This is a genomic window from Pseudomonas sp. BIGb0381, from assembly GCF_024809815.1.
Taxonomy (GTDB): Bacteria; Pseudomonadota; Gammaproteobacteria; order Pseudomonadales; family Pseudomonadaceae; genus Aquipseudomonas.
In genome coordinates, this window is record NZ_JANUEN010000009.1 from 261,292 (window position 1) to 280,112 (window position 18,821).

Sequence of the window (18,821 nt, forward strand, 5' to 3'; positions counted from 1 at the left end):
TGACGGAGACTTATTATGTGTGGAATCGTAGGCCTGTACCTGAAGAATCCGCAGCTGGAACCCCAGCTCGGCAAGCTGTTTGAACCCATGCTGCAAGCCATGACCGACCGTGGCCCGGACAGCGCCGGTTTCGCCATCTACGGCGATGAAGTCGCCGATGGCTGGGTCAAGCTGACCCTGCAAGCCACCACCGAAGCCTTCGATTGGAAAGGCTTGATGGGCGAGCTGGAAGGGCGCCTCGGCTGTTCCCTGGACTGGTTCCAGAACGCCAGCGCCGCCGTATTGAAGATCCACGCCGACGAAACCCCGGTGCGCCTGGCCCTGGCCGAACTGGCGCCGAGCGTGCGCATCATGAGCGCCGGGCAGAGCATCGAGATCCTCAAGGGCATGGGCCTGCCCCAGGAGATTTCCCAGCGCTTCGGCCTGGCAAACATGCAGGGCAGCCACATCATCGGCCACACCCGCATGGCCACGGAAAGCGCGGTGACCATGGAGGGCAGCCACCCGTTTTCCACCGGCGCCGACCTGTGCCTGGTACACAACGGCTCGCTGTCCAACCACTTCCGCCTGCGCCAGGAACTCAAGCGCGAAGGCATCCACTTCGAAACCGACAACGACACCGAAGTCGCCGCCGGCTACCTGACCTGGCGCCTGCAACAGGGCGACTCGCTCAAAGAGGCGCTGGACCATTCCCTGGAAGACCTCGACGGTTTCTTCACCTTCGCCATCGGCACGCGCAACGGTTTTGCGGTGATCCGCGACCCGATTGCGTGCAAGCCGGCGATCCTCGCCGAGACCGACGACTACGTCGCCATGGCCTCCGAGTACCAGGCGCTGTCGAGCCTGCCGGGCATCGAGAACGCGCGGATCTGGGAACCGGCACCGGCCACGTTGTACATCTGGGAACGCCAGTCAGCTTAAGGAGCGCACACATGAAAACCATCGATCTTTCCACCGCCACCGTGCGTGACCTCAACCAGGCGCTGCACGCCCAGGCCATCGACAACGAGTGGCGCGTGACCCATTCCAACGGCAAGCACAACCTTGCGGTGGGGGTGAACCAGGCCGTGTCCATCGATATCGAGGGCCACGCCGGTTATTATTGCGCAGGCATGAACCAGCAGGCGTCGATCACCGTGCACGGCAATGTCGGCGTGGGCTGCGCCGAGAACATGATGTCCGGTTCGGTGCGCGTCAAAGGCAGCGCGTCCCAGGCGGCCGGGGCCACGGCCCATGGCGGTTTGCTGGTGATCGAGGGCGATGCGGGCGCGCGTTGCGGGATCTCCATGAAGGGCATCGACATCGTCGTCGGCGGCAGCATCGGCCATATGAGCTGCTTCATGGGCCAGGCCGGGCGCCTGGTGGTGTGCGGCGACGCCGGCGATGCGCTGGGCGATTCGCTCTATGAAACCCACATCTACGTGAAAGGCACGGTGGAGTCCCTGGGCTCGGACTGCGTCGAAAAAGAGATGCGCAGCGAGCACCTGCAAGAGTTGCAGGAGCTGCTCGACCGCGCCGGTTTCGCCCACCAGGCGGCGGATTTCAAGCGCTACGGCTCGGCCCGTCAACTCTACAACTTCAAAGTCGATAACGCCTCCGCGTACTGATCAGGAGCTCCACCATGACTGAACAAACCCCTCCGGTCCTGCGCGAGTCGGCCACCTTCGACCGCCTGACCATCCAGGAAATCCAGCGTGCCGCCGAAACCGGCATCTACGACATTCGCGGTGGCGGCACCAAGCGCAAGCTGCCGCACTTCGATGACTTGCTGCTGCTCGGCGCCAGCGTGTCGCGCTACCCGCTGGAAGGCTATCGCGAGAAGTGCGGCACCGATGTGATCCTCGGCAACCGTTTCGCCAAGAAGCCGATCCACCTGAAGATCCCGGTGACCATCGCCGGCATGAGTTTCGGTGCGTTGTCGGCCAACGCCAAGGAGGCCCTGGGCCGTGGCGCGACCATCGCCGGCACCAGCACCACCACCGGTGACGGCGGCATGACCCCGGAAGAGCGCGGCCAGTCCCAGCACCTGGTGTATCAGTACCTGCCATCACGCTACGGCATGAACCCGGATGACTTGCGCAAGGCCGATGCCATCGAGATCGTCCTCGGCCAGGGCGCCAAGCCCGGGGGTGGCGGCATGTTGCTCGGCATGAAAGTCACCGAGCGTGTGGCCGGCATGCGCACCTTGCCGATCGGCGTGGACCAGCGCAGCGCCTGTCGCCACCCGGACTGGACCGGCCCGGATGACCTGGCGATCAAGATTGCCGAGCTGCGCGAAATCACCGATTGGGAAAAACCGATCTACGTGAAAATCGGCGCGAGCCGGCCGTATTACGACGTGAAGCTGGCGGTCAAGGCCGGTGCCGATGTGATCGTGCTCGACGGCATGCAAGGCGGGACTGCCGCGACCCAGGAAGTGTTTATCGAGCATGTGGGCATCCCGATTTTGTCGGCCATCCCGCAAGCGGTACAGGCTTTGCAAGAGATGGGCATGCACCGCAAGGTCCAGTTGATCGTGTCGGGCGGGATTCGCAACGGTGCCGATGTGGCCAAGGCCATGGCGATGGGCGCGGATGCGGTCGCTATCGGCACGGCGGCGCTGATTGCCCTGGGCGATAACCACCCACGGCTGGACGCGGAACTGAAAAAGATCGGCTCGGCCGCCGGCTTCTACGACGACTGGCAGAACGGCCGCGACCCGGCCGGCATCACCACGCAAGACCCGGAGCTGTCCAAGCGCCTCGACCCGGTGGAAGGCGGGCGGCGGTTGGCCAACTACCTGCGGGTGATGGTGCTGGAGGCGCAGACCATGGCCCGTGCGTGCGGCAAATCGCACCTGCACAACCTCGACCCCGAGGACCTGGTGGCGCTGACAGTGGAATCGGCCGCCATGGCGCGGGTGCCGCTGGCGGGGACCAGTTGGGTGCCGGGTTCGGGTAGCGGTTACTGAGGCGGGAGAAGAACCTGTGGCGAGGGAGCTTGCTCCCGTTCGACAGCGCAGATGGAGCCGGCTTTTTAGGGCTGCTTCGCACCCCAGCGGGAGCAAGCTCCCTCGCCACAATAGATAGGCAAATCAAGGAGCCCGCCTAGAGGCTCTCCAAACAACAACTGCTCGCTGCCCGACACTTCCCATTTCTTTTGCAGGAGCTTTGAACATGGTCAATCGTCTTCTCGGCAAATCCCTCTCCGGTTTATTGGTGGCCAGTGCCTTTGCACCCTTGGCCCAGGCCGCCGACGCCCCCACCTTGAACACCGGCAGCACCGCCTGGATGGTCACCGCCGCCGTGCTGGTGCTGTTCATGTGCTTGCCGGGGCTCGCGTTGTTCTACGGTGGCCTGGTCCGTGCGAAAAATATGCTCTCGTTGTTCACCCAGTGCTTCGGCATTGCCGGGTTGGTGGGCGTGCTGTGGGTGATCTACGGCTACAGCATGGTGGTCGACACCACCGGCATGGTCGAAGGGCAGGTGACCTTCAACAGTTTTGTCGGCGGCCTGAGCCGCGCCTTTCTGGCGGGCATGACCCCGGAAAGCCTGGTGGGGGATATTCCGGAAGGGGTGTTCGTGACCTTCCAGATGACCTTCGCCATCATCACCCCGGCGCTGATCGCCGGCGCCTTTGCCGAACGCATGAAATTCTCGGCGGCGCTGCTGTTCATGGCCCTCTGGTTCACCCTGGTCTATGCCCCGGTGGCGCATATGGTCTGGGGCGGTTCGGGGGCCTTGATGCATAACTGGGGCGTGCTCGATTTTGCCGGCGGCACCGCCGTGCACATCAATGCCGGTGTGGCTGCGCTCGCTGCGTGCCTGATCCTCGGCAAGCGCAAGGGCTACCAGAACACGCCGATGCCGGCGCATAACCTCAGCCTGACCATGGCCGGCGCGGCGATGCTCTGGGTCGGCTGGTTCGGCTTCAATATCGGCTCCGGTGGCGGCCTCAGCGGCACCTCGGGCATCGTCATGCTCAACACTCAGTTGGGCGCCTGCGCCGGGATTCTGGGCTGGATGTTCACCGAGTGGTTCAAGGTCGGCAAGCCCAGTGCCCTCGGCCTGGCCAGCGGCGCGTTGGCCGGTCTGGTGGGGATCACCCCGGCGTGTGCCTACGTGGGCGTCGGCGGTGCGTTGGCCATCGGCTTGCTGTGCGGGGTGTTCTGTTATTTGAGCGTGACGGTGTTGAAGCGCCGCTTCGGCTACGACGACAGCCTCGACGTGTTCGGCCTGCACGGCATTGGTGGGATGATCGGCGCGGTGTTGACCGGTGTGTTCTGTGTACCGTCCATGGGTGGCCTGGTGGAAGGTGTGACCATGGGCGCTCAGGTTGTTGCCCAGCTTAAGGGGGTGCTGCTGACTACGGTGTACTGCTTTGTGATCAGTTGGGTCATCCTCAAGGTGGTCAATGCCCTGGTTGGCTTGCGTGCCCATGAGTCGGTGGAGGAGATGGGGTTGGACCTGGCCGAGCATAATGAGCGGGCCTACAACCACTGATCATTCCCCCTGAGTAAACGCAGCTCAAAATGTGGGAGGGGCGGTGCGACGATTCGACTTGCTCCCGATGTCGGCCTTTGGGCCGACCATTTGTTGGAGTTGGAATGAGTACATATCCGTTGCTGCGGTAACGGCCACTTAGGGTTCCGCTCTTACAGCGGGTCACTTTTGGAAAAGAGCCCCAAAAGTAACCAAAAGGGCTCTTGCCCCACCACTCGGCACCTCGCCCAGGCTCGGTGTGCCCGTAATCCGACAGTGATTCGGGGGGCCGCCGCCACGCGCCATCCATGGCGCGGGGCGGCTAAACCGGCATCCCTGCCGGTTTACCCCCCAAATCACTATCGGATTACGGCCAGCGTGGTTAACGGGGCGCCTGAGATCAAGATCAAGATCTACAGCAAGATCAAGAGCGGCTCGCTTCGCATCGTGGTTACCGTTGTGGATACCTCGCCTACAGCGGTCTGTCAGTCAGCTTGGTTGTAGCTGAGCTACGGCCATCGGGGGCAAGTCCCCTTCCGCATTTGCCTTGCTGCGTTGCAGCTGGCTCGCCACCAGGGTGTTCTTCAGCAGGTAGGCAATCGTCATCGGTCCCACACCGCCGGGCACTGGCGTGATTGCGCTGGCAATGGTGCGTGCGCTGGCGTAATCCACATCCCCCACCAACCGCGTGCCGGTCTCGGTGGTGATGCGGTTGATCCCCACATCAATCACCACTGCGCCGGGCTTGAGCCAACTGGCATCGATCAACTGCGGCCGGCCTACGGCGGCGACGACGATGTCGGCCAAACGGCACAGCGCCGGTGCATCGATGCTGCGCGAGTGCACCACGCTGACCGAGCAGTTGGCCTGCAGCAGCAGGGTTGCCATGGGTTTGCCGACAATGTTCGAACGTCCGATCACCACCGCGTGCAAGCCGCTCAAGTTGCCGCAGGTTTCGTGCAGTAGGCGCATGCAGCCACTGGGCGTGCACGGCGTGAGCACTTCGATGCCTTGCACCAGGCCACCGACGTTTTCGCGGTGGAAGCCATCGACATCCTTGATCGGGTCGATCGCATGGATCACCGCCGCTTCGTCGATATGCGCCGGCAGCGGCAACTGCACCAGGATGCCGTTGACCGTCGCATCGGCATTCAACTGGGCAAGCAGGTCGAGCACTTGCGTCTGGCTGGCATCCTCCGGCAGCCGGTATTCCAGGGAGCGAATCCCGACTTCCTTGGCCCGCAGCAGTTTATTGCGCACGTAGACGTGGCTGGCCGGGTCATCGCCCACCAGCAATACCGCCAGGGCCGGGTAGATTTGCTGCGAGGCAAGCAGCAGGACCTCTTCGCGAACCTCGTCGAGCACCTGGGCAGAGATGGCCTTGCCGTCGATATCGCGGGCAAGCGTGGGGAGAGAGCTGGTCAAAAGCGTCACCGTTGTCTGGGGAAATAAGGCGCTGAGGGATAGGAATCCCTCAGCCATAGGCAGGCCAGAAGGCTCAGGCTACCAGTTGATGGCAGGCATACACCACCAGCACACCGGCGACCAGCGTGGCATAGGGCAGCCAGCCGGCGCGGCGTTGGCCGTCATCGGCCTGGATATACAGGTCAGTGAGCATGGCGGCGGGGAAGCGGCCCTTGTCCTGAACATAGTGGCGGTAGCAGAACACCGGCAGGATCAGCAGCGCCAACAGCAAGCCGGTGACCAGAGTGCCTGCGCCCCAGATGTCCGCGCCCAGGCCCATGCAGGCCAGGTTGACGAAACTCAGCACGCCGCCGGCCGCCAGCAGCACGGTGGGGGCTTTGTACGGGCGCACCCAGTCGGGGCGGTCCAGGCGGTGGATCCAGCCGGCATTGAGGTTGAGGAAGTTGAAGATGATGTAGCTGACGTTGGACGCCGCAAGCACGAACACGTAGTCCGACATCAGCAACAGCAGCAGGTTGAACGACAGGTCGGTCCACATCGCCGCCGTCGGCGCGCCATGTTCGTTGGTGCGCCCCAGGTACTTGGGCAGCCAGCCATCCACCGAAGCCTGATACAGGGTGCGCGACGAACCGGACATCGAGGTCATGATCGCCAGCAACGTCGCCAGCACCAGCATGATCAATACGATATTGGCCACCACTTTGCCGCCGCCGATGCTGTCGGCCAGCACCTGGCCAACGCCCATGCCGCTGTAGATCGCCGGCGAGAGCAGGCCGCTGTACACCGCGGGCGTCACGGTTGCGCCACTGGCGTCGAGCACCGCCGGCGTCACCAGTTGGCCCAGCCCGAGGCTGCCTTGAAATGCCAGCGGCACCAGGGTGAACACCAGGATGCACAGCAGGCCGGCGTAGAAGATCGCCTTGAAGGTGTCGCGCTTGGGGTCCTTGAACTCACGGGTGTAGCACACCGCCGTTTCAAAGCCGTAGGTGGACCACGCCGCCATGAACAGCCCACCGGCCATCAGTGACCAGCCGGATATATCCCACGGTCCATCGATGACTTGCCCGGCCGCGTCATGGGCCAGGGGGTACAGCGGCAGGAAGTTGGCCTGGGTCGCATCCCCGGTGAACAACGGCACCACGCCCACCAGCAGCAGCGGAATCAACGAGGTGACGCCGAGCACCAGGGTCAGGCGCGCCGACCGCAGGATGCCGCCGTGCTGCACGGCAAACACCGTGAGCAAAATCAACAAACCTATGGCGAACGTCGCGTTGATGCGCAACGACAGACCGCTTTTCACCCAGCCCAGGTCCAGCAGGGTCAGTTGCCAGGTGTTGATCAGCGCATCGGCGGGAAACAGCGCCGTGAGGATATACCCCGCCGCCAGCCCCGAACCGATGGACAGCACCGGCGACCAGGCCAGCCAGTTGCACCACACCGACACCGGTGCGATCAGCTTGCTGTAGCGCACCCAGGCCACCGCGCCGTACACCGAGGCGCCGCCGGATTTGTGCGGGAACAGCCCGGCGATCTCGGCGTAGGTGAAGGCCTGGATAAACCCGAACAGGATCGACACGATCCACACGATCCACGCCGGTTTGCCCACCGTGGCGGCAATCGCACCGATGGAGAACAACACCAGCGCGGGCACACCACTGGCGACCCAGAATGCCCCGCGCCAATCGATCTTGCGGTGCAGGCTGCCCACCGAGCCGGTAGCCTGCGGTACAGCCTCGAACGTCGTCGCTTCCATCTTCGTATTCCCATGTCTGAATAGCGGTTAGGTTGGGGCAGTCAAAATGGGGTGGCACACCCGTTTCGGGACGATCAGCTACGCACCCGGCTTTTGTCCGGGTCGTAGAAAATCGCTGCGCTGACCGTGGCGCTGATGCGCTTCTGCAGGCCATCGACTTTGCCAATCTCAAGTTCAGTGCCGGGCTCGGCGCAGCTCACGTCGACCCGGCACAGCGCGATATTGCTGGCCAGCAGCGGTGAGCGGCAGGCACTGGTGATCACCCCGACCTGGGCCCGGCCCTGGTACACCGGGTCGCCATGGTGGGCGGTCTCGTTGCCGCTCAGGTGCAGGCCGACCAGCTTGTGGCTGGGATGGGCGCTGCGCCGCAGCAGGGCGTCGCGACCGATAAAGTCATCGGTCTTGCTCTTGAGCGGCACGCTGAAACCGATACCGGCCTCGAACGGATCGGTCTGGTCGCTGAACTCGTAGCCGGCGAAAATCAGCCCGGCTTCTATGCGCAGCAGGTCCAGGGCTTCCAGGCCCAGGGGCACCAGGCCCAAGGGTTGGCCGAGTTGCCAGATGCGGTCCCAGACCCGTTCGGCGTCTTCGGGCTGGCACCACACCTCAAAGCCCAGTTCGCCGGTGTAGCCGGTGCGCGAAATCATCAACGGGCAGCCGTCGAAACCGTCCAGCCGACCGACCAGGAAGCGAAACCAGCCGAGGGTTTCCACACTCGGTTGCGTGGGCGCAGTCCAGACCATCTGCTTGAGCAGCTCGCGGCTCAGCGGCCCCTGCACCGCCAGGTTGTGAATCTGTTCGCTGGCGGACTTGACCCACACCTTCATGCCCAGTTTCTGTGCCTGTTCGCGCAACCACACGCCGGCGTAGTCTTCGCCGCAGATCCAGCGGAAGTTGTCCGGGCCCAGGCGCAGCAGGGTGCCGTCGTCGAGCATGCCGCCGTGGGCGTGGCACATCGCCGAATACACCACCTGGCCCACCGCGAGGCGCCGTACGTCGCGGGTCAGGCAGTACTGCAACAGGGCTTCGGCGTCGGGGCCGATGATTTCGAATTTGCGCAGGGCGGTCAGGTCCATCACCGCCACCCGTTCGCGGCAACCGAGGTATTCCTCGGTGACGCCGTAACCGTCGTAGCGCAGCGGCAGCCACCAGTTGCGGTAGTCGGTGAAGCTGCCGGTGAGGGCGCGGGTACGTGAGTGAAACGCGGACTCACGGGTGAGGATCGGGTCGGCATCCGCCGTGGTTCGAGTGCTCATGGCGATGGAAAAACGCTCCTTCTCGCTGTAGATGCGGACATGGATGTCGGTCGGGTTCCAGCCATTGGCCGGGTCAATGTCATCCGGGCACGAGGTACTGCCACACAGCAGGTCGGTCATGGCCCGCAGCAGCACGTAATCGCCGGGCCGTGACCAGGGTTCATCCAGGGTCATCTGCTGGTGCGCATCGATACCGGTGTTGAAGAAGAAATTGATCGCCGGCCAGCCGTTGCGCGCCTGCACGCCATGGGGGGCGAGGACGCGGCTGAGGTTGTCGCTGCAGTTGTCGTGCCCGAAATAGCCATGGGTTTCGTAGTAGCGCGCCGCGCAGGCCAGGGCGAATGAATCGTGGCGCCCGACGGTGTCTTGCACCACCTCCAGCATCGGTTGCATATGGCGGTCGAAAAACTTCGAGAACAGCCCCGGTGCCGGGTAGGCGCTGCCGTTCAGGGTGCGCGTGACGGTCTGGTCCAGGTCCAGCTCGACGCCGCGATCCAGGGCTCGCCGGTCGAGGGCGACGAAGTCCGAACACTGGCGGCCTGCGACGTCCAGCACCTGGATGTACTGCCCTCTGGCGACGGTGTAGCTGTGGGCCGTGCCCGCGCGCAGGGTGAATTCGTCGAGTACATCGCCCAACGGTTCGGGCAGGGCCGGTACCAGCAGCGGCGAGGGGTTGGCCCGCGTCACCAGCAGGCGCAGCTCGCTGGGCCGGTATTGCCGGTCGACGGCGGTGGCCTCGGCGGGGGCGGCGACGATTACCAGCAGCGCGTCCTCGGCGACAAACTGTCGGCTGTGGCCGGGCGGGCTGTCGGCGTCCCACAGCGAGGCAGCCAGCGGCAATGCCTGTGCGTCGATGCCGCGCCGCAGGAGTGCCTGGCCGATACGTCCAGGCACGCTGCACGCCGTTGACCCGCTCAGACCCCAGCTCGCCAGGGCGCTGCGGCCGCCGGCGTCGAGGGCCAGCAGTGCGCAGGTTTGCCGGCCTTCGACGTCGATCACGTGCAGGCCGTCGCCAGGCTGCAAGTCGACCAGGGTCACGCCGCCGACGGCCACGCGGTAGCGTTCCAGGTTCGGCGCGCGGGCAAACAGCCCGGGTTCACGGGGATGGGAAACACGCGGTGCATTCATCATCAGCCGACCGACTTGATGGGTGTCGCGGGCTCGCCCAGGTAAGCTGCCATCGAGTCATCCAGGGCCTGCAACCACGGCGTGTGGTGCGGCGGTGACTGAGTGCCGGTCATCAGCGAGCGATAGGACTTGTCGCGATAGCCCATGATGTTTTCCGCCTTGTCGTGCTTCCAGTGCAGAAAGGTTTCGTTGACGGCGGCGATGTCGAAATTCGGGTAGTCGGTGGCGTCCACCAGTTGCTGGATATAGGCGCCCTGGTACTCGAACATCTGCTGGTTGGTTTCCAGGGTCTGTTCCCGTGCGTGCCACGCCTGGCTGTCGGCGACCATGTCGGCGTGGCCGGGCAGTTGAATGCGCCCGAGGATCACATCGCGGGCATACCAGGCCTGGGCGTCGAACATGTTGAAGGAGTACCACTGGTCCTGCATGCCGAGGTAGATCAGGCGTGGGTTGGGTTCCCAGAACACGCCCTTGTAGAGGTTCATCGGCCACAGGCGGTTGTCGGTCTTGAGGCTCAGTTCATCGGGCAGGAACGGGAAGTGGTGCTTGTAGCCGGTGCACAGGATCACCGCGTCGATGTGCTTGCTGCTGCCATCGATAAAGTACGCGCGGTTGTTTTCCAGGCGCTGGAGCAGCGGTTTTTCTTCCCAGTTATCCGGCCAGGCATAGCCCATGGGCGCGCTGCGGTAGCAACTGGTGATGCTGCGCGCGCCGTATTTGTAGCATTGCGAGCCGATGTCCTCGGCCGAATAGCTGCTGCCGACGATCAGCAGGTCCTTGTCCTTGAACTCCAGCGCCTCGCGAAAATCGTGGGCATGCAGGATACGCCCGGCGAACTGTTCGAAGCCTTCGAAGTACGGCACCTTGGGCGTGGAAAAGTGGCCGCAGGCGTTGATCACGTAGTCGAATTCCTCGCAGGTCAAGGTGTCGCTGGTGTAGTCGTGGGCGTAGAGGGTGAAGCGCTGGCTCTGTTCGTCGAAGGTGACTTGGCGCACCACATTGTTGAAGCGGATGTAGTCGCGCACGCCGGCCTTTTCCACGCGGCCCTTGATGTAGTCCCACAGCACTTCGCGCGGCGGGTAGGAGGCGATGGGCCGGCCGAAATGCTCTTCGAAGGTGTAGTCGGCGAACTCCAGGCATTCCTTGGGACCGTTGGACCACAGGTAGCGGTACATGCTGCCGTGCACCGGCTCGCCGTTCTCGTCGAGGCCGGTGCGCCAGGTGTAGTTCCACATGCCGCCCCAGTCCTGCTGTTTTTCAAAGCACACCAGCTCAGGGATGGCGGCGCCTTTGTCGCGGGCCGACTGGAACGCGCGAAGTTGCGCCAGGCCGCATGGGCCGGCACCGATGATTGCTACACGTAGGGTCATGAGCGTGCCTCCTGAAGGTTTCAGCGAAAGATCACTGTCTTGTCCTGGTTGATGAACACCCGGTGTTCCAGGTGGTATTTCAGGGCTTTGGAAAGGGCCACGGTTTCGGTGTCACGGCCGATGGCGACCAGCGAATCGGGCAGGTGGGTATGGTCGACGCGCTGGATTTCCTGCTCGATGATCGGGCCTTCATCCAGGTCGCTGGTGACGTAGTGGGCGGTGGCGCCGATCAGCTTGACGCCACGGTCATAGGCCTGGTGGTAGGGCTTGGCGCCCTTGAAACCGGGCAGGAACGAGTGGTGGATATTGATCGCCCGGCCCGACAGTTGCTGGCACAACCCGTCGGACAGGATCTGCATGTAGCGCGCGAGCACCACCAGATCGGTCTGGGTGTCTTCGACGATGCGCATCAGCTCGGCTTCCTGGCCGGCCTTGGTGTCCTTGGTGATCGGCAGGTAGATGAAGCGGATGCCTTCGCGTTCGGCCATCGCCCGCAGGTCCAGGTGATTGGAGACCACGGCAGTGATGTGCATGTCCATCTCGCCCTTGCGGTGGCGGTAGAGCAGGTCGGTGAGGCAGTGGTCGAACTTGCTGACCATCAGCAGCACGCGGGTCGGTTGGCGTGAGCTGAACAACTGCCAGTGCATGTCGAAGCCACCGGCAAGGTCGCCGAGGCCTTTGCGCAGGGCGTCGATGTCGCCGCTCACGCCGGTGTTGAAACGGAACACCGCGCGCATGAAAAACTGCCCGGTGAACTCATCGTCGAACTGTGCCAGCTCGCTGATGTAGCACTGCTGTTGGGCCAGGCACACGCTGATCGCGGCGACAATCCCGGACGCCGCCGGGCAGGTGATCTTGAGGATGTAATGTTCGCTGGAGGCGTCCATCGAAGGCTCCTGAATTCAGTGAAGGAAGGTTCAGCCCTTGGCCGTGCGCTTGGTTTTTTGCGGGTCGTCGAAGGGCAGGGCGTGGGTGCTGGCGCTGGCCTCAAGGCTGCCGCGAACCTGCAAGGCAATACCGGGTTCGGAACAGGCGACGCTCATGCGCGCGATGGCCATCGAGCGTTTGCTCAGGCGCGAATACATGCCGCAGGTGATCACGCCGACTTGCTGGTTGCCCTGCCACACGGTGTCGCCGGCCTCGGCGGCGCGGACGCCCTCAAGCAGCACGCCGGTGATCTTGAAGCGCTCCTGGCCGCGCAGGCGCAGGTGTTCTTCGGCGCCACGGAAGGCGTTCTTGCCAGGTGAAACAGTGAAATCCAGGCCCATTTCCCAGAGGGTGTCGCCGGCCTTCTGGTCGGCGAAGGGGTACATCTGCGAGTTGTCGTAGGGGAAAAACATCAGCGAGCTTTCCACCCGCAACCAGTCCAGGGCGGTGAAGGCGCAGGGGATGATCCCCAGGCTCGCGCCTTGTTCGAGGATGCTGTCCCACAGGAACGGCGCATCGGCGGCCTTGCAGAAAATCTCATAGCCACGTTCGCCGGTGTAGCCGGTGCGCGAGATCATCACCGGGCGGTCGAACAGGCGGGTTTGCAGGTGGTGGAAGTACGCCAGCTGGCGGATGCCGGGCACGTGTTCGGCGAGGAAATCCACCGCCAGCGGGCCTTGCAGCGACAGGTCGTGCAGGTCGTCATCGAACAGCACCGCCACTTGCCGGCCCTGGGCCGAGCGCACGAGCATTTCATGCCCGGTGCCGGCGCCATGCACCACCATGAACGCGTTGGGGCCGGTGCGGTAGACGATGCAGTCATCGACGAACTTGCCGTCCTCATCGAGCATCGAGGCATACACCGATTTGCCGGGGTAGAGCTTGGCGATGTCGCGGGTGGTGGCCCACTGCAACAGGCTCTCGGCGTGGGGGCCCACGTAATGGACTTTTTTCAGGCCGGACACGTCCATCAGGCCGGCGCGGGTGCGGATCGCCTGGTGGTGGTCGGCGAGGTCACTGCTGTAGGTCCAGGCAGTGCCCATGCCATTCCAGTCTTCGAGGTGGGAGCCGAGGGCGCGGTGCCGTTCGGCCAATGCAGAAATACGCCATGAGTGGGTCATGTGAGGTTCCTTGTCGTAGAAGAAGGGGCGTCAGGCCTGTGGGTCGAACTGGCTCAGCCACTCGACCAGCGTGTGGCGGTAGCGGGTCATGCCCTTGTAGTCGGCGATGGGGTCGGGCAGGTCGCGCAGCACGCGGTGCAGGCGACAGCCCCAGCCGGGTTGCGTGACCAGCTCGTCCAGGCTGATCAGGTAGGTGCGGATGCTGAACATCACCGCGTGGCTGCGCGGCAGGCGCGCCATCACTTGCAGCTCGACCCGCAGGTGCACCTGTTGCCCGACGTTCTGCGCGGTGATCTGGCCGCGATCGGCGCCCCATTCATGGAAGGTTTCCGGCGACGAATCCAGTCGCGGGTTGATGGTCAGGGTCCAGTTCAAGCGCCGTACCGGCTGGTCGACCTGCAGGTTGAGCAGGTACTTCAGCGCCCGTTCGAACACGCCCATCTGATGGGCCATGGGCACCGGTGCGTGCCATTGCTTGAAACTCATGCCGGCGTCGAACGCCAGCGACCAGTCGGCCGGGCTGGTGACCAGGCCGGCGTCCATGTACAGGTCGCCGTCGCGCTGGTCGAGCAGGGCGAAATCCCCCTGTACCTGACGGCCGATGTACTCCAGCGGCGCGCAGGGCAGGCTGGTGGCATCGCCGAAGATGAAGTGCTGGTCGATGTCCAGGAGGTGGTTGCGCCACTGCCAGCGCTCGCCGTTTTGCGTCAGGCTGAACGACTGCGGGTAGTCGGCGGCCAGGTGTTCCATGATCATCTGCAGCGCATCCCAGGCCGCCACTTGCATGTGCGGCATCACCAGGTAGCGGCGCGGGTCCTTGTCCAGCACCAGGGCGCGCTCGGCCATTTCCGAGCGGTAGTGCTCGTCGATGTCGAAGGCGTGCTCATAGATCGAGCCGGGGTCGCGGGAGATGGCCGGTTCGATGTTCACCGAGTACAGGTAGCTGTCCTCGATAAAGGGAAAGGGAAAACGCCGGATCGCTGCCGGGCTGTTGCGAAAGCTGAAATCGTCGCGATAGCTCAGCACGGGGCTCGTTTGCAGGGGCATGGCACTCACTCCTATAGGTCCAGCGAAACGCAGGGGCCGCTGCCGCGCGAGACGCAGGGCATCAGAAAGTCGGCCTGCTCGGCCGGGCTGAGGAAGCTGTCGCGGTGTTCGATGGCGCCGCCTTGGTGGCGCGTGATGCACTGGCCGCAGACCCCGCCACGGCACAGGTTGGGCACCTGTAATCCTGCGTGTTCCAGGGCTTCGAGCAGGCTTTGCTCGGCCTCGACCCGCAGGCGTCGGCCACTGCGCAGCAGGTGCAGGTCGAATGGCTGGCCGGGTTGTGCGCCCTTGAAGGCTTCCGAATGCACACGCTTGAGCGGCCAGCCGAGGCGTGCGGCGTGTTGCTCAACCGCCTCGAGCAAGGGCTGCGGACCGCAGGTGTAGACGTGGCTGCCCAGCGGTCGATTGCCGAGGATCCGGTCTAGGTCCGGGCGCCGATCGTAGGTGTGCAGGCGCGGGCCGAGGCGCTCTTGTAACTCGTCGAGATAGGCGTCGCTGAGGCCCGGACGGAACAGGTAATGCAGTTCGAAGTCGGCCTGCTGTTGTTCCATCGCGGCGATATAGGCCATGAACGGCGTGATCCCGATCCCCGCGGCGATGAGGATATGCAGGCGCGCGGTGCCATGGGGTGCGAACAGATTGGCCGGTGGTGAAATCTGCAAGGTGTCGCCGACCTGCACCTGCCTGTGCAGGTACTGCGAGCCACCGCGCGAGGCGTCTTGCAGGCGCACGGCGATGCGGTAGTGCTGGGGGTGCGCCGGGTCGCTGGTGAGTGAATAGGCGTTGCGCACCGTGCCTTCGGCCAGCGGCAGATGCACCTGCACATGGCTGCCGGGCGAAAAGCCGGGCAGGCTGCCCGTGGCGGGTGTCAGGGTGAATTCGCGCACCACCGGCGTGAGCATGCGTGCCGCGCTGACCTGGACCTTGAGGGCCGCGCTCATGGCTGGAACCCCGCGTAGGGTTGGTCGGGGTTGATGCACACGCCGAGATACGCCCCCAGGCGCCGGGAAAAATGCGTGCGGACCTCCAGCCCGACGTGGCAGCCGATGCAGTTCAACAGCGGCTCCGGCCCGGCCGCCTGGGTCAGGCCGCAGTGTGCGCAATACACCTGGCGCAGGCCCGGCGTGGTGCAGGTCATGTCGATCTCGTCGTCTTCCAGGCCAGCGGCGCGGGCCTCGCCGTGCACACGCCAGATAAAGGCTTCGTCGCCCAGCAGGTAGAGCCGGCAGCCCACGGTGGCGCTGGCCAGCGCCTGTTGCAGGCGCCGCGCAAAGTCGGGGTGTTCGCCGTTCAACAGCACGGGCATGTGCAGTTCGCTGATGAACGCTGCGCTGGCGGCGGCTGATTGCATCACCACGATGGGGCGGCTGCGGGTAGGCGTCATGCGGGCTCTCCACGGTGTGTGTTTGTTTCCTGTTGGGAGAGATACTTTCCTATGGGGAAAATCTTCTCAATCTGGAAAAAGGGCTATGCCTTTGGAGATAAGCCTTGTGCGCCGGCCATTCGGGGCATGGAAGTTGCTGGGCCTTTCGACCATGCAGAGCAACCGGACGGGGAGTTATCAAAGAGTGCTGACACGACCAAAAGGCTGGCCGCTCTGGTTGGGGCCTATACGCCGCGAACAGGCGCGCAGCGTGCGCAGGTTGTTGGCCGAGTTACCCCTGCACGCTGACGGTGCCTTGTCGGGTTTCCTGGACCGTTTCGACGCACTGCTGCCGCCTGCCAGGCTTAACCTGATCCTCGGCGGCGAAGACCTGGGCCCGACGCGGCGAGGGTGGGTCGACGGCTGCCAGGAGGTCGCGCGTTGCCCCTGGCGCGACGCGAGCGTGACGGACGCCCCTCAAGCCTGCGGACCGTGCAGGCAACGGGGCGTGCACCGTCTGGTGTGCGCGTTGCCCGAGGGTGAAAAGGGCGCATTGCTGCTCGACACCCCCCGGCGCGCCGGTGCCAGTTGGCGCCAGTTACTGGAAGAGGCGGCGCAGGCGGTAGGCGTGACCGTACGCCTGCGCAGCCATAACCGTGAGCAGCAGCGCAAACAGGCGACCTCCCGCCACGGCGCCCTGGCCCGTGAGCTGCATGATTCAGTGGCGCAGCAGTTGGGCTACCTGTCGTTCCAGGCCCATGGCTTGCAGTCGCAGCTGGGCGAGCCGGCACTGCAGGACCTGTGCACCGGCCTGAGCCAACTGCAACGCCAGGTGCGCGAGCTGATCACCAGTGCGCGCCTGACCATGGACGGGCGCTCGCTGCGCCAGGCCCTGGCCGACTCGGTCGCGGAGTTCTCGCGGCGCTGCATCATTGTCTTCGAACTCGACAACCGCCTGGCCGACGACGCCCTGAGCCCTGAAACCGAATTGCAGATCCTGCAGATCATTCGCGAGGCCTTGGCCAATGCCGTGCGGCACTCCCACGCGCGCCACGTGCGCATCGAACTGCGCCAGACCCAGGATGGCGACGCCTCGGTGTCGGTGGAAGACGATGGCATCGGCTTGATCCCGGCCTGCGACGAGCACAACCATTTCGGCCTGGCGATTATCCGCGAGCGCGCCGCCAGCATCGGCGCACGGCTGAGCATAGAAGCGATCCGCCCGCACGGGGTGCGTGTGCACCTTGGCCTGCGTCGCCACCACGATCTGCCACAGGGGAGTCTCGATGGACTGCACGACCTTATTACTGATCGATGATCACCCGTTGTTTCGCAAGGGCCTGGCGCAGTTGTTCGATGCCAGCGGCGACTTCGAAGTGGTGGGGCAGGCGGCCAGCGGCCGCGAGGGCATCAACCTGGCTGTGAGCCTGACGCCGCAACAGGTGCTGCTGGATTTGCACATGCCGGGCCTCAGCGGATTACAGGTGCTGGATGAACTGCGCCAGTTGCGCCTGGATTGCCAGGTGGTGGTGCTCACCGCCTCCATGGACCGCGCCGAGTTGCTCACGGCCTTGCGCCTGGGCGCCAGCGGTTATGTGCTCAAGGAAACCGAGCCGGATGCGCTATTGGCGTATATGCGCAACTGTCACAAGGGCGCGATCGTGCTGGACTCGACCCTGATTGCCTTGCTCGCCGACCAGGCCGAGCCCACGCAAGCGTGTGAGGCAGCGGGCAGCGAAAACCTTACCGAGCGCGAAGGCCAGACCCTGGCGCTGATCGCCGCCGGCATGAGCAACAAACAGATCGGCCGGGAGCTGGGGATCAGCGACGGCACGGTGAAAATCTACGTGCGCAGCCTGTTGCAGAAGCTCGGCCTGCATTCGCGCCTGGAGCTGGCGGCCTGGGTGCACAGCGGCGCCTTGATGAAACACGAGGAGCGCCACTAGATGAGGGACAGCCCCGAAGCGTTTGCGCCGCCGCCAATGGACTTGATGGATTGCTTTCCCGCCGCCTTATTGCAACTGCGCGACAACGGTCAGATCGCCCATTTCAACCTGGCCTGGGCCGAGTTGATGGGCCCGCCCGGCGCGGAGCGCAACCTGATGGACTACGTGCATCAGGAAGACCGCCCGCTATGGCGCCAGGCCCTGAATGAACTGCGCCGCCGCCCCGACACCTCATTCAACCAGCGCCTGCGCTTTGTGCACCCCAACGGCGAATTGCGCTGGTTCGAGATCAGCCTCAAGCGCGGCCCCCAAGGTTTCTACCTGGTGGCTGGCGATGTCACCACGCACAAGCGCCGCGAAATCGCCTGGCAGGCCAGCCAGCGCAGCAGCATGAGCTTGCTCGACAGCATGCCGGGCCTGATCTATCGCGGCCGCAACAACCGCGACTGGACCATGGAATTCGTCAGCGCCGGCTGCCTGGAGCTGACCGGCTACCCCGCCGAGCGCCTGGTGGACAACCATGAGTTCACCTACAACAGCCTGATCCTGGCGCAGGATGCCGACTATGTGTGGCGCGAGGTGCAATATGCGTTGTCACGGCAGGAGCCGTTCGAGCTCAATTACCGGATTCGCTGCGCCGACCGGTCGATCAAGCACGTGTGGGAGAAGGGCGTGGGGATTTATGCGGATACCCGTGAGGTGTTGGGGATCGAGGGGGCGATTTTCGAGCGCCAGCTTTAACGGGTAAATGCAGCTCAAATGTGGGAGGGGCGGTGCGACGATTCGACTTGCCCCCGATGGCGGCCTGACAGCCGACCAGGATGTCAGGCCGAGTACATATCCGTTGCTGCGGTAACGGCCACTTAGGGTTCCGCTCTTACAGCGGGTCACTTTGGAAAAGAGCCCCAAAAGTAACCAAAAGGGCTCTTGGGTATGACTCACCCACATGGGTTACAAATCAGTTCACACACATAGGTAACAGTTTTTAACTGGCAGGGTCGATTTCGCGAGGATCTGACCATGCC

Annotated in this window: 16 protein-coding genes; 7 read left to right on the forward strand and 9 right to left on the reverse strand. The window is 64.2% G+C overall.

The genetic code is table 11. The features are described 5' to 3' along the window. Nucleotides 1–15: 15 nt before the first annotated feature. The 4 genes from M2397_RS23180 (at nt 16) to M2397_RS23195 (ending at nt 4,481) form a co-directional block, all read left to right on the forward strand. Complete coding sequence (locus M2397_RS23180; RefSeq protein WP_259244498.1) at nt 16–921, forward strand: glutamine amidotransferase family protein; 906 nt, start codon at nt 16–18, stop codon at nt 919–921. A gap of 11 nt (nt 922–932) precedes the next feature. Then, nucleotides 933–1,607 carry a protein glxC gene (locus M2397_RS23185; RefSeq protein ID WP_027603580.1) on the forward strand — a complete coding sequence of 225 codons (675 nt, stop codon included), beginning with the start codon at nt 933–935 and terminating at the stop codon, nt 1,605–1,607. A 14-nt stretch (nt 1,608–1,621) separates the two neighbouring features. Further along, nucleotides 1,622–2,950 carry an FMN-binding glutamate synthase family protein gene (locus tag M2397_RS23190; RefSeq protein WP_078732729.1) on the forward strand — a complete coding sequence of 443 codons (1,329 nt, stop codon included), beginning with the start codon at nt 1,622–1,624 and terminating at the stop codon, nt 2,948–2,950. A 205-nt stretch (nt 2,951–3,155) separates the two neighbouring features. Next, on the forward strand, nt 3,156–4,481 hold the full coding sequence (locus M2397_RS23195) for an ammonium transporter (protein ID WP_184746043.1): 1,326 nt from the start codon (nt 3,156–3,158) through the stop codon (nt 4,479–4,481). A 468-nt stretch (nt 4,482–4,949) separates the two neighbouring features. Here the strand turns inward: M2397_RS23195 and folD are convergent, their stop codons facing one another. From folD to M2397_RS23240, 9 genes are all read right to left on the reverse strand, one after another. Beyond that, entirely contained in the window at nt 4,950–5,885 is a 936-nt protein-coding gene (folD, locus tag M2397_RS23200; RefSeq protein ID WP_259244499.1) for a bifunctional methylenetetrahydrofolate dehydrogenase/methenyltetrahydrofolate cyclohydrolase FolD, read from the reverse strand. Nucleotides 5,886–5,958: 73 nt separating this feature from the next. Further along, a complete protein-coding gene (locus M2397_RS23205) occupies nt 5,959–7,638 on the reverse strand; it encodes an APC family permease (RefSeq protein ID WP_259244500.1) in 1,680 nt (559 codons plus the stop codon). 74 nt (nt 7,639–7,712) lie between these two features. Continuing rightward, nucleotides 7,713–10,022: a DUF1989 domain-containing protein gene (locus M2397_RS23210; RefSeq protein WP_259244502.1), complete on the reverse strand. Its 2,310-nt coding sequence runs from the start codon at nt 10,020–10,022 to the stop codon at nt 7,713–7,715. A 2-nt stretch (nt 10,023–10,024) separates the two neighbouring features. Then, a complete protein-coding gene (locus M2397_RS23215) occupies nt 10,025–11,392 on the reverse strand; it encodes an NAD(P)-binding domain-containing protein (protein ID WP_131698776.1) in 1,368 nt (455 codons plus the stop codon). 20 nt (nt 11,393–11,412) lie between these two features. After that, nucleotides 11,413–12,279 carry a formyltetrahydrofolate deformylase gene (purU, locus tag M2397_RS23220; RefSeq protein ID WP_131698775.1) on the reverse strand — a complete coding sequence of 289 codons (867 nt, stop codon included), beginning with the start codon at nt 12,277–12,279 and terminating at the stop codon, nt 11,413–11,415. Between the two features lie 30 nt (nt 12,280–12,309). Then, nucleotides 12,310–13,440 carry an aminomethyltransferase family protein gene (locus tag M2397_RS23225; protein ID WP_092488268.1) on the reverse strand — a complete coding sequence of 377 codons (1,131 nt, stop codon included), beginning with the start codon at nt 13,438–13,440 and terminating at the stop codon, nt 12,310–12,312. A gap of 30 nt (nt 13,441–13,470) precedes the next feature. Next, complete coding sequence (locus M2397_RS23230) at nt 13,471–14,487, reverse strand: DUF3445 domain-containing protein (protein WP_131698774.1); 1,017 nt, start codon at nt 14,485–14,487, stop codon at nt 13,471–13,473. 11 nt (nt 14,488–14,498) lie between these two features. Further along, complete coding sequence (locus tag M2397_RS23235) at nt 14,499–15,428, reverse strand: PDR/VanB family oxidoreductase (RefSeq protein WP_145338777.1); 930 nt, start codon at nt 15,426–15,428, stop codon at nt 14,499–14,501. Beyond that, nucleotides 15,425–15,871, reverse strand: coding sequence for a dimethylamine monooxygenase subunit DmmA family protein (locus M2397_RS23240; protein WP_145338776.1), 447 nt, complete (start codon nt 15,869–15,871; stop codon nt 15,425–15,427). Before M2397_RS23240 ends, M2397_RS23235 begins: the two co-directional genes overlap by 4 nt. A 250-nt stretch (nt 15,872–16,121) precedes the next feature. Between M2397_RS23240 and M2397_RS23245 the strand changes: the two genes are divergently transcribed. From M2397_RS23245 to M2397_RS23255, 3 genes are read left to right on the forward strand one after another with little or no spacing between them, the layout of a single operon-like run. Then, the gene (locus M2397_RS23245; protein ID WP_167655034.1) at nt 16,122–17,168 is read left to right on the forward strand and encodes an ATP-binding protein; all 1,047 of its coding nucleotides are present in this window, start codon (nt 16,122–16,124) and stop codon (nt 17,166–17,168) included. Further along, the gene (locus M2397_RS23250) at nt 17,137–17,796 is read left to right on the forward strand and encodes a response regulator (protein WP_131698771.1); all 660 of its coding nucleotides are present in this window, start codon (nt 17,137–17,139) and stop codon (nt 17,794–17,796) included. Before M2397_RS23245 ends, M2397_RS23250 begins: the two co-directional genes overlap by 32 nt. Beyond that, entirely contained in the window at nt 17,797–18,537 is a 741-nt protein-coding gene (locus M2397_RS23255; protein ID WP_131698770.1) for a PAS domain-containing protein, read from the forward strand. Nucleotides 18,538–18,821: the final 284 nt, after the last annotated feature.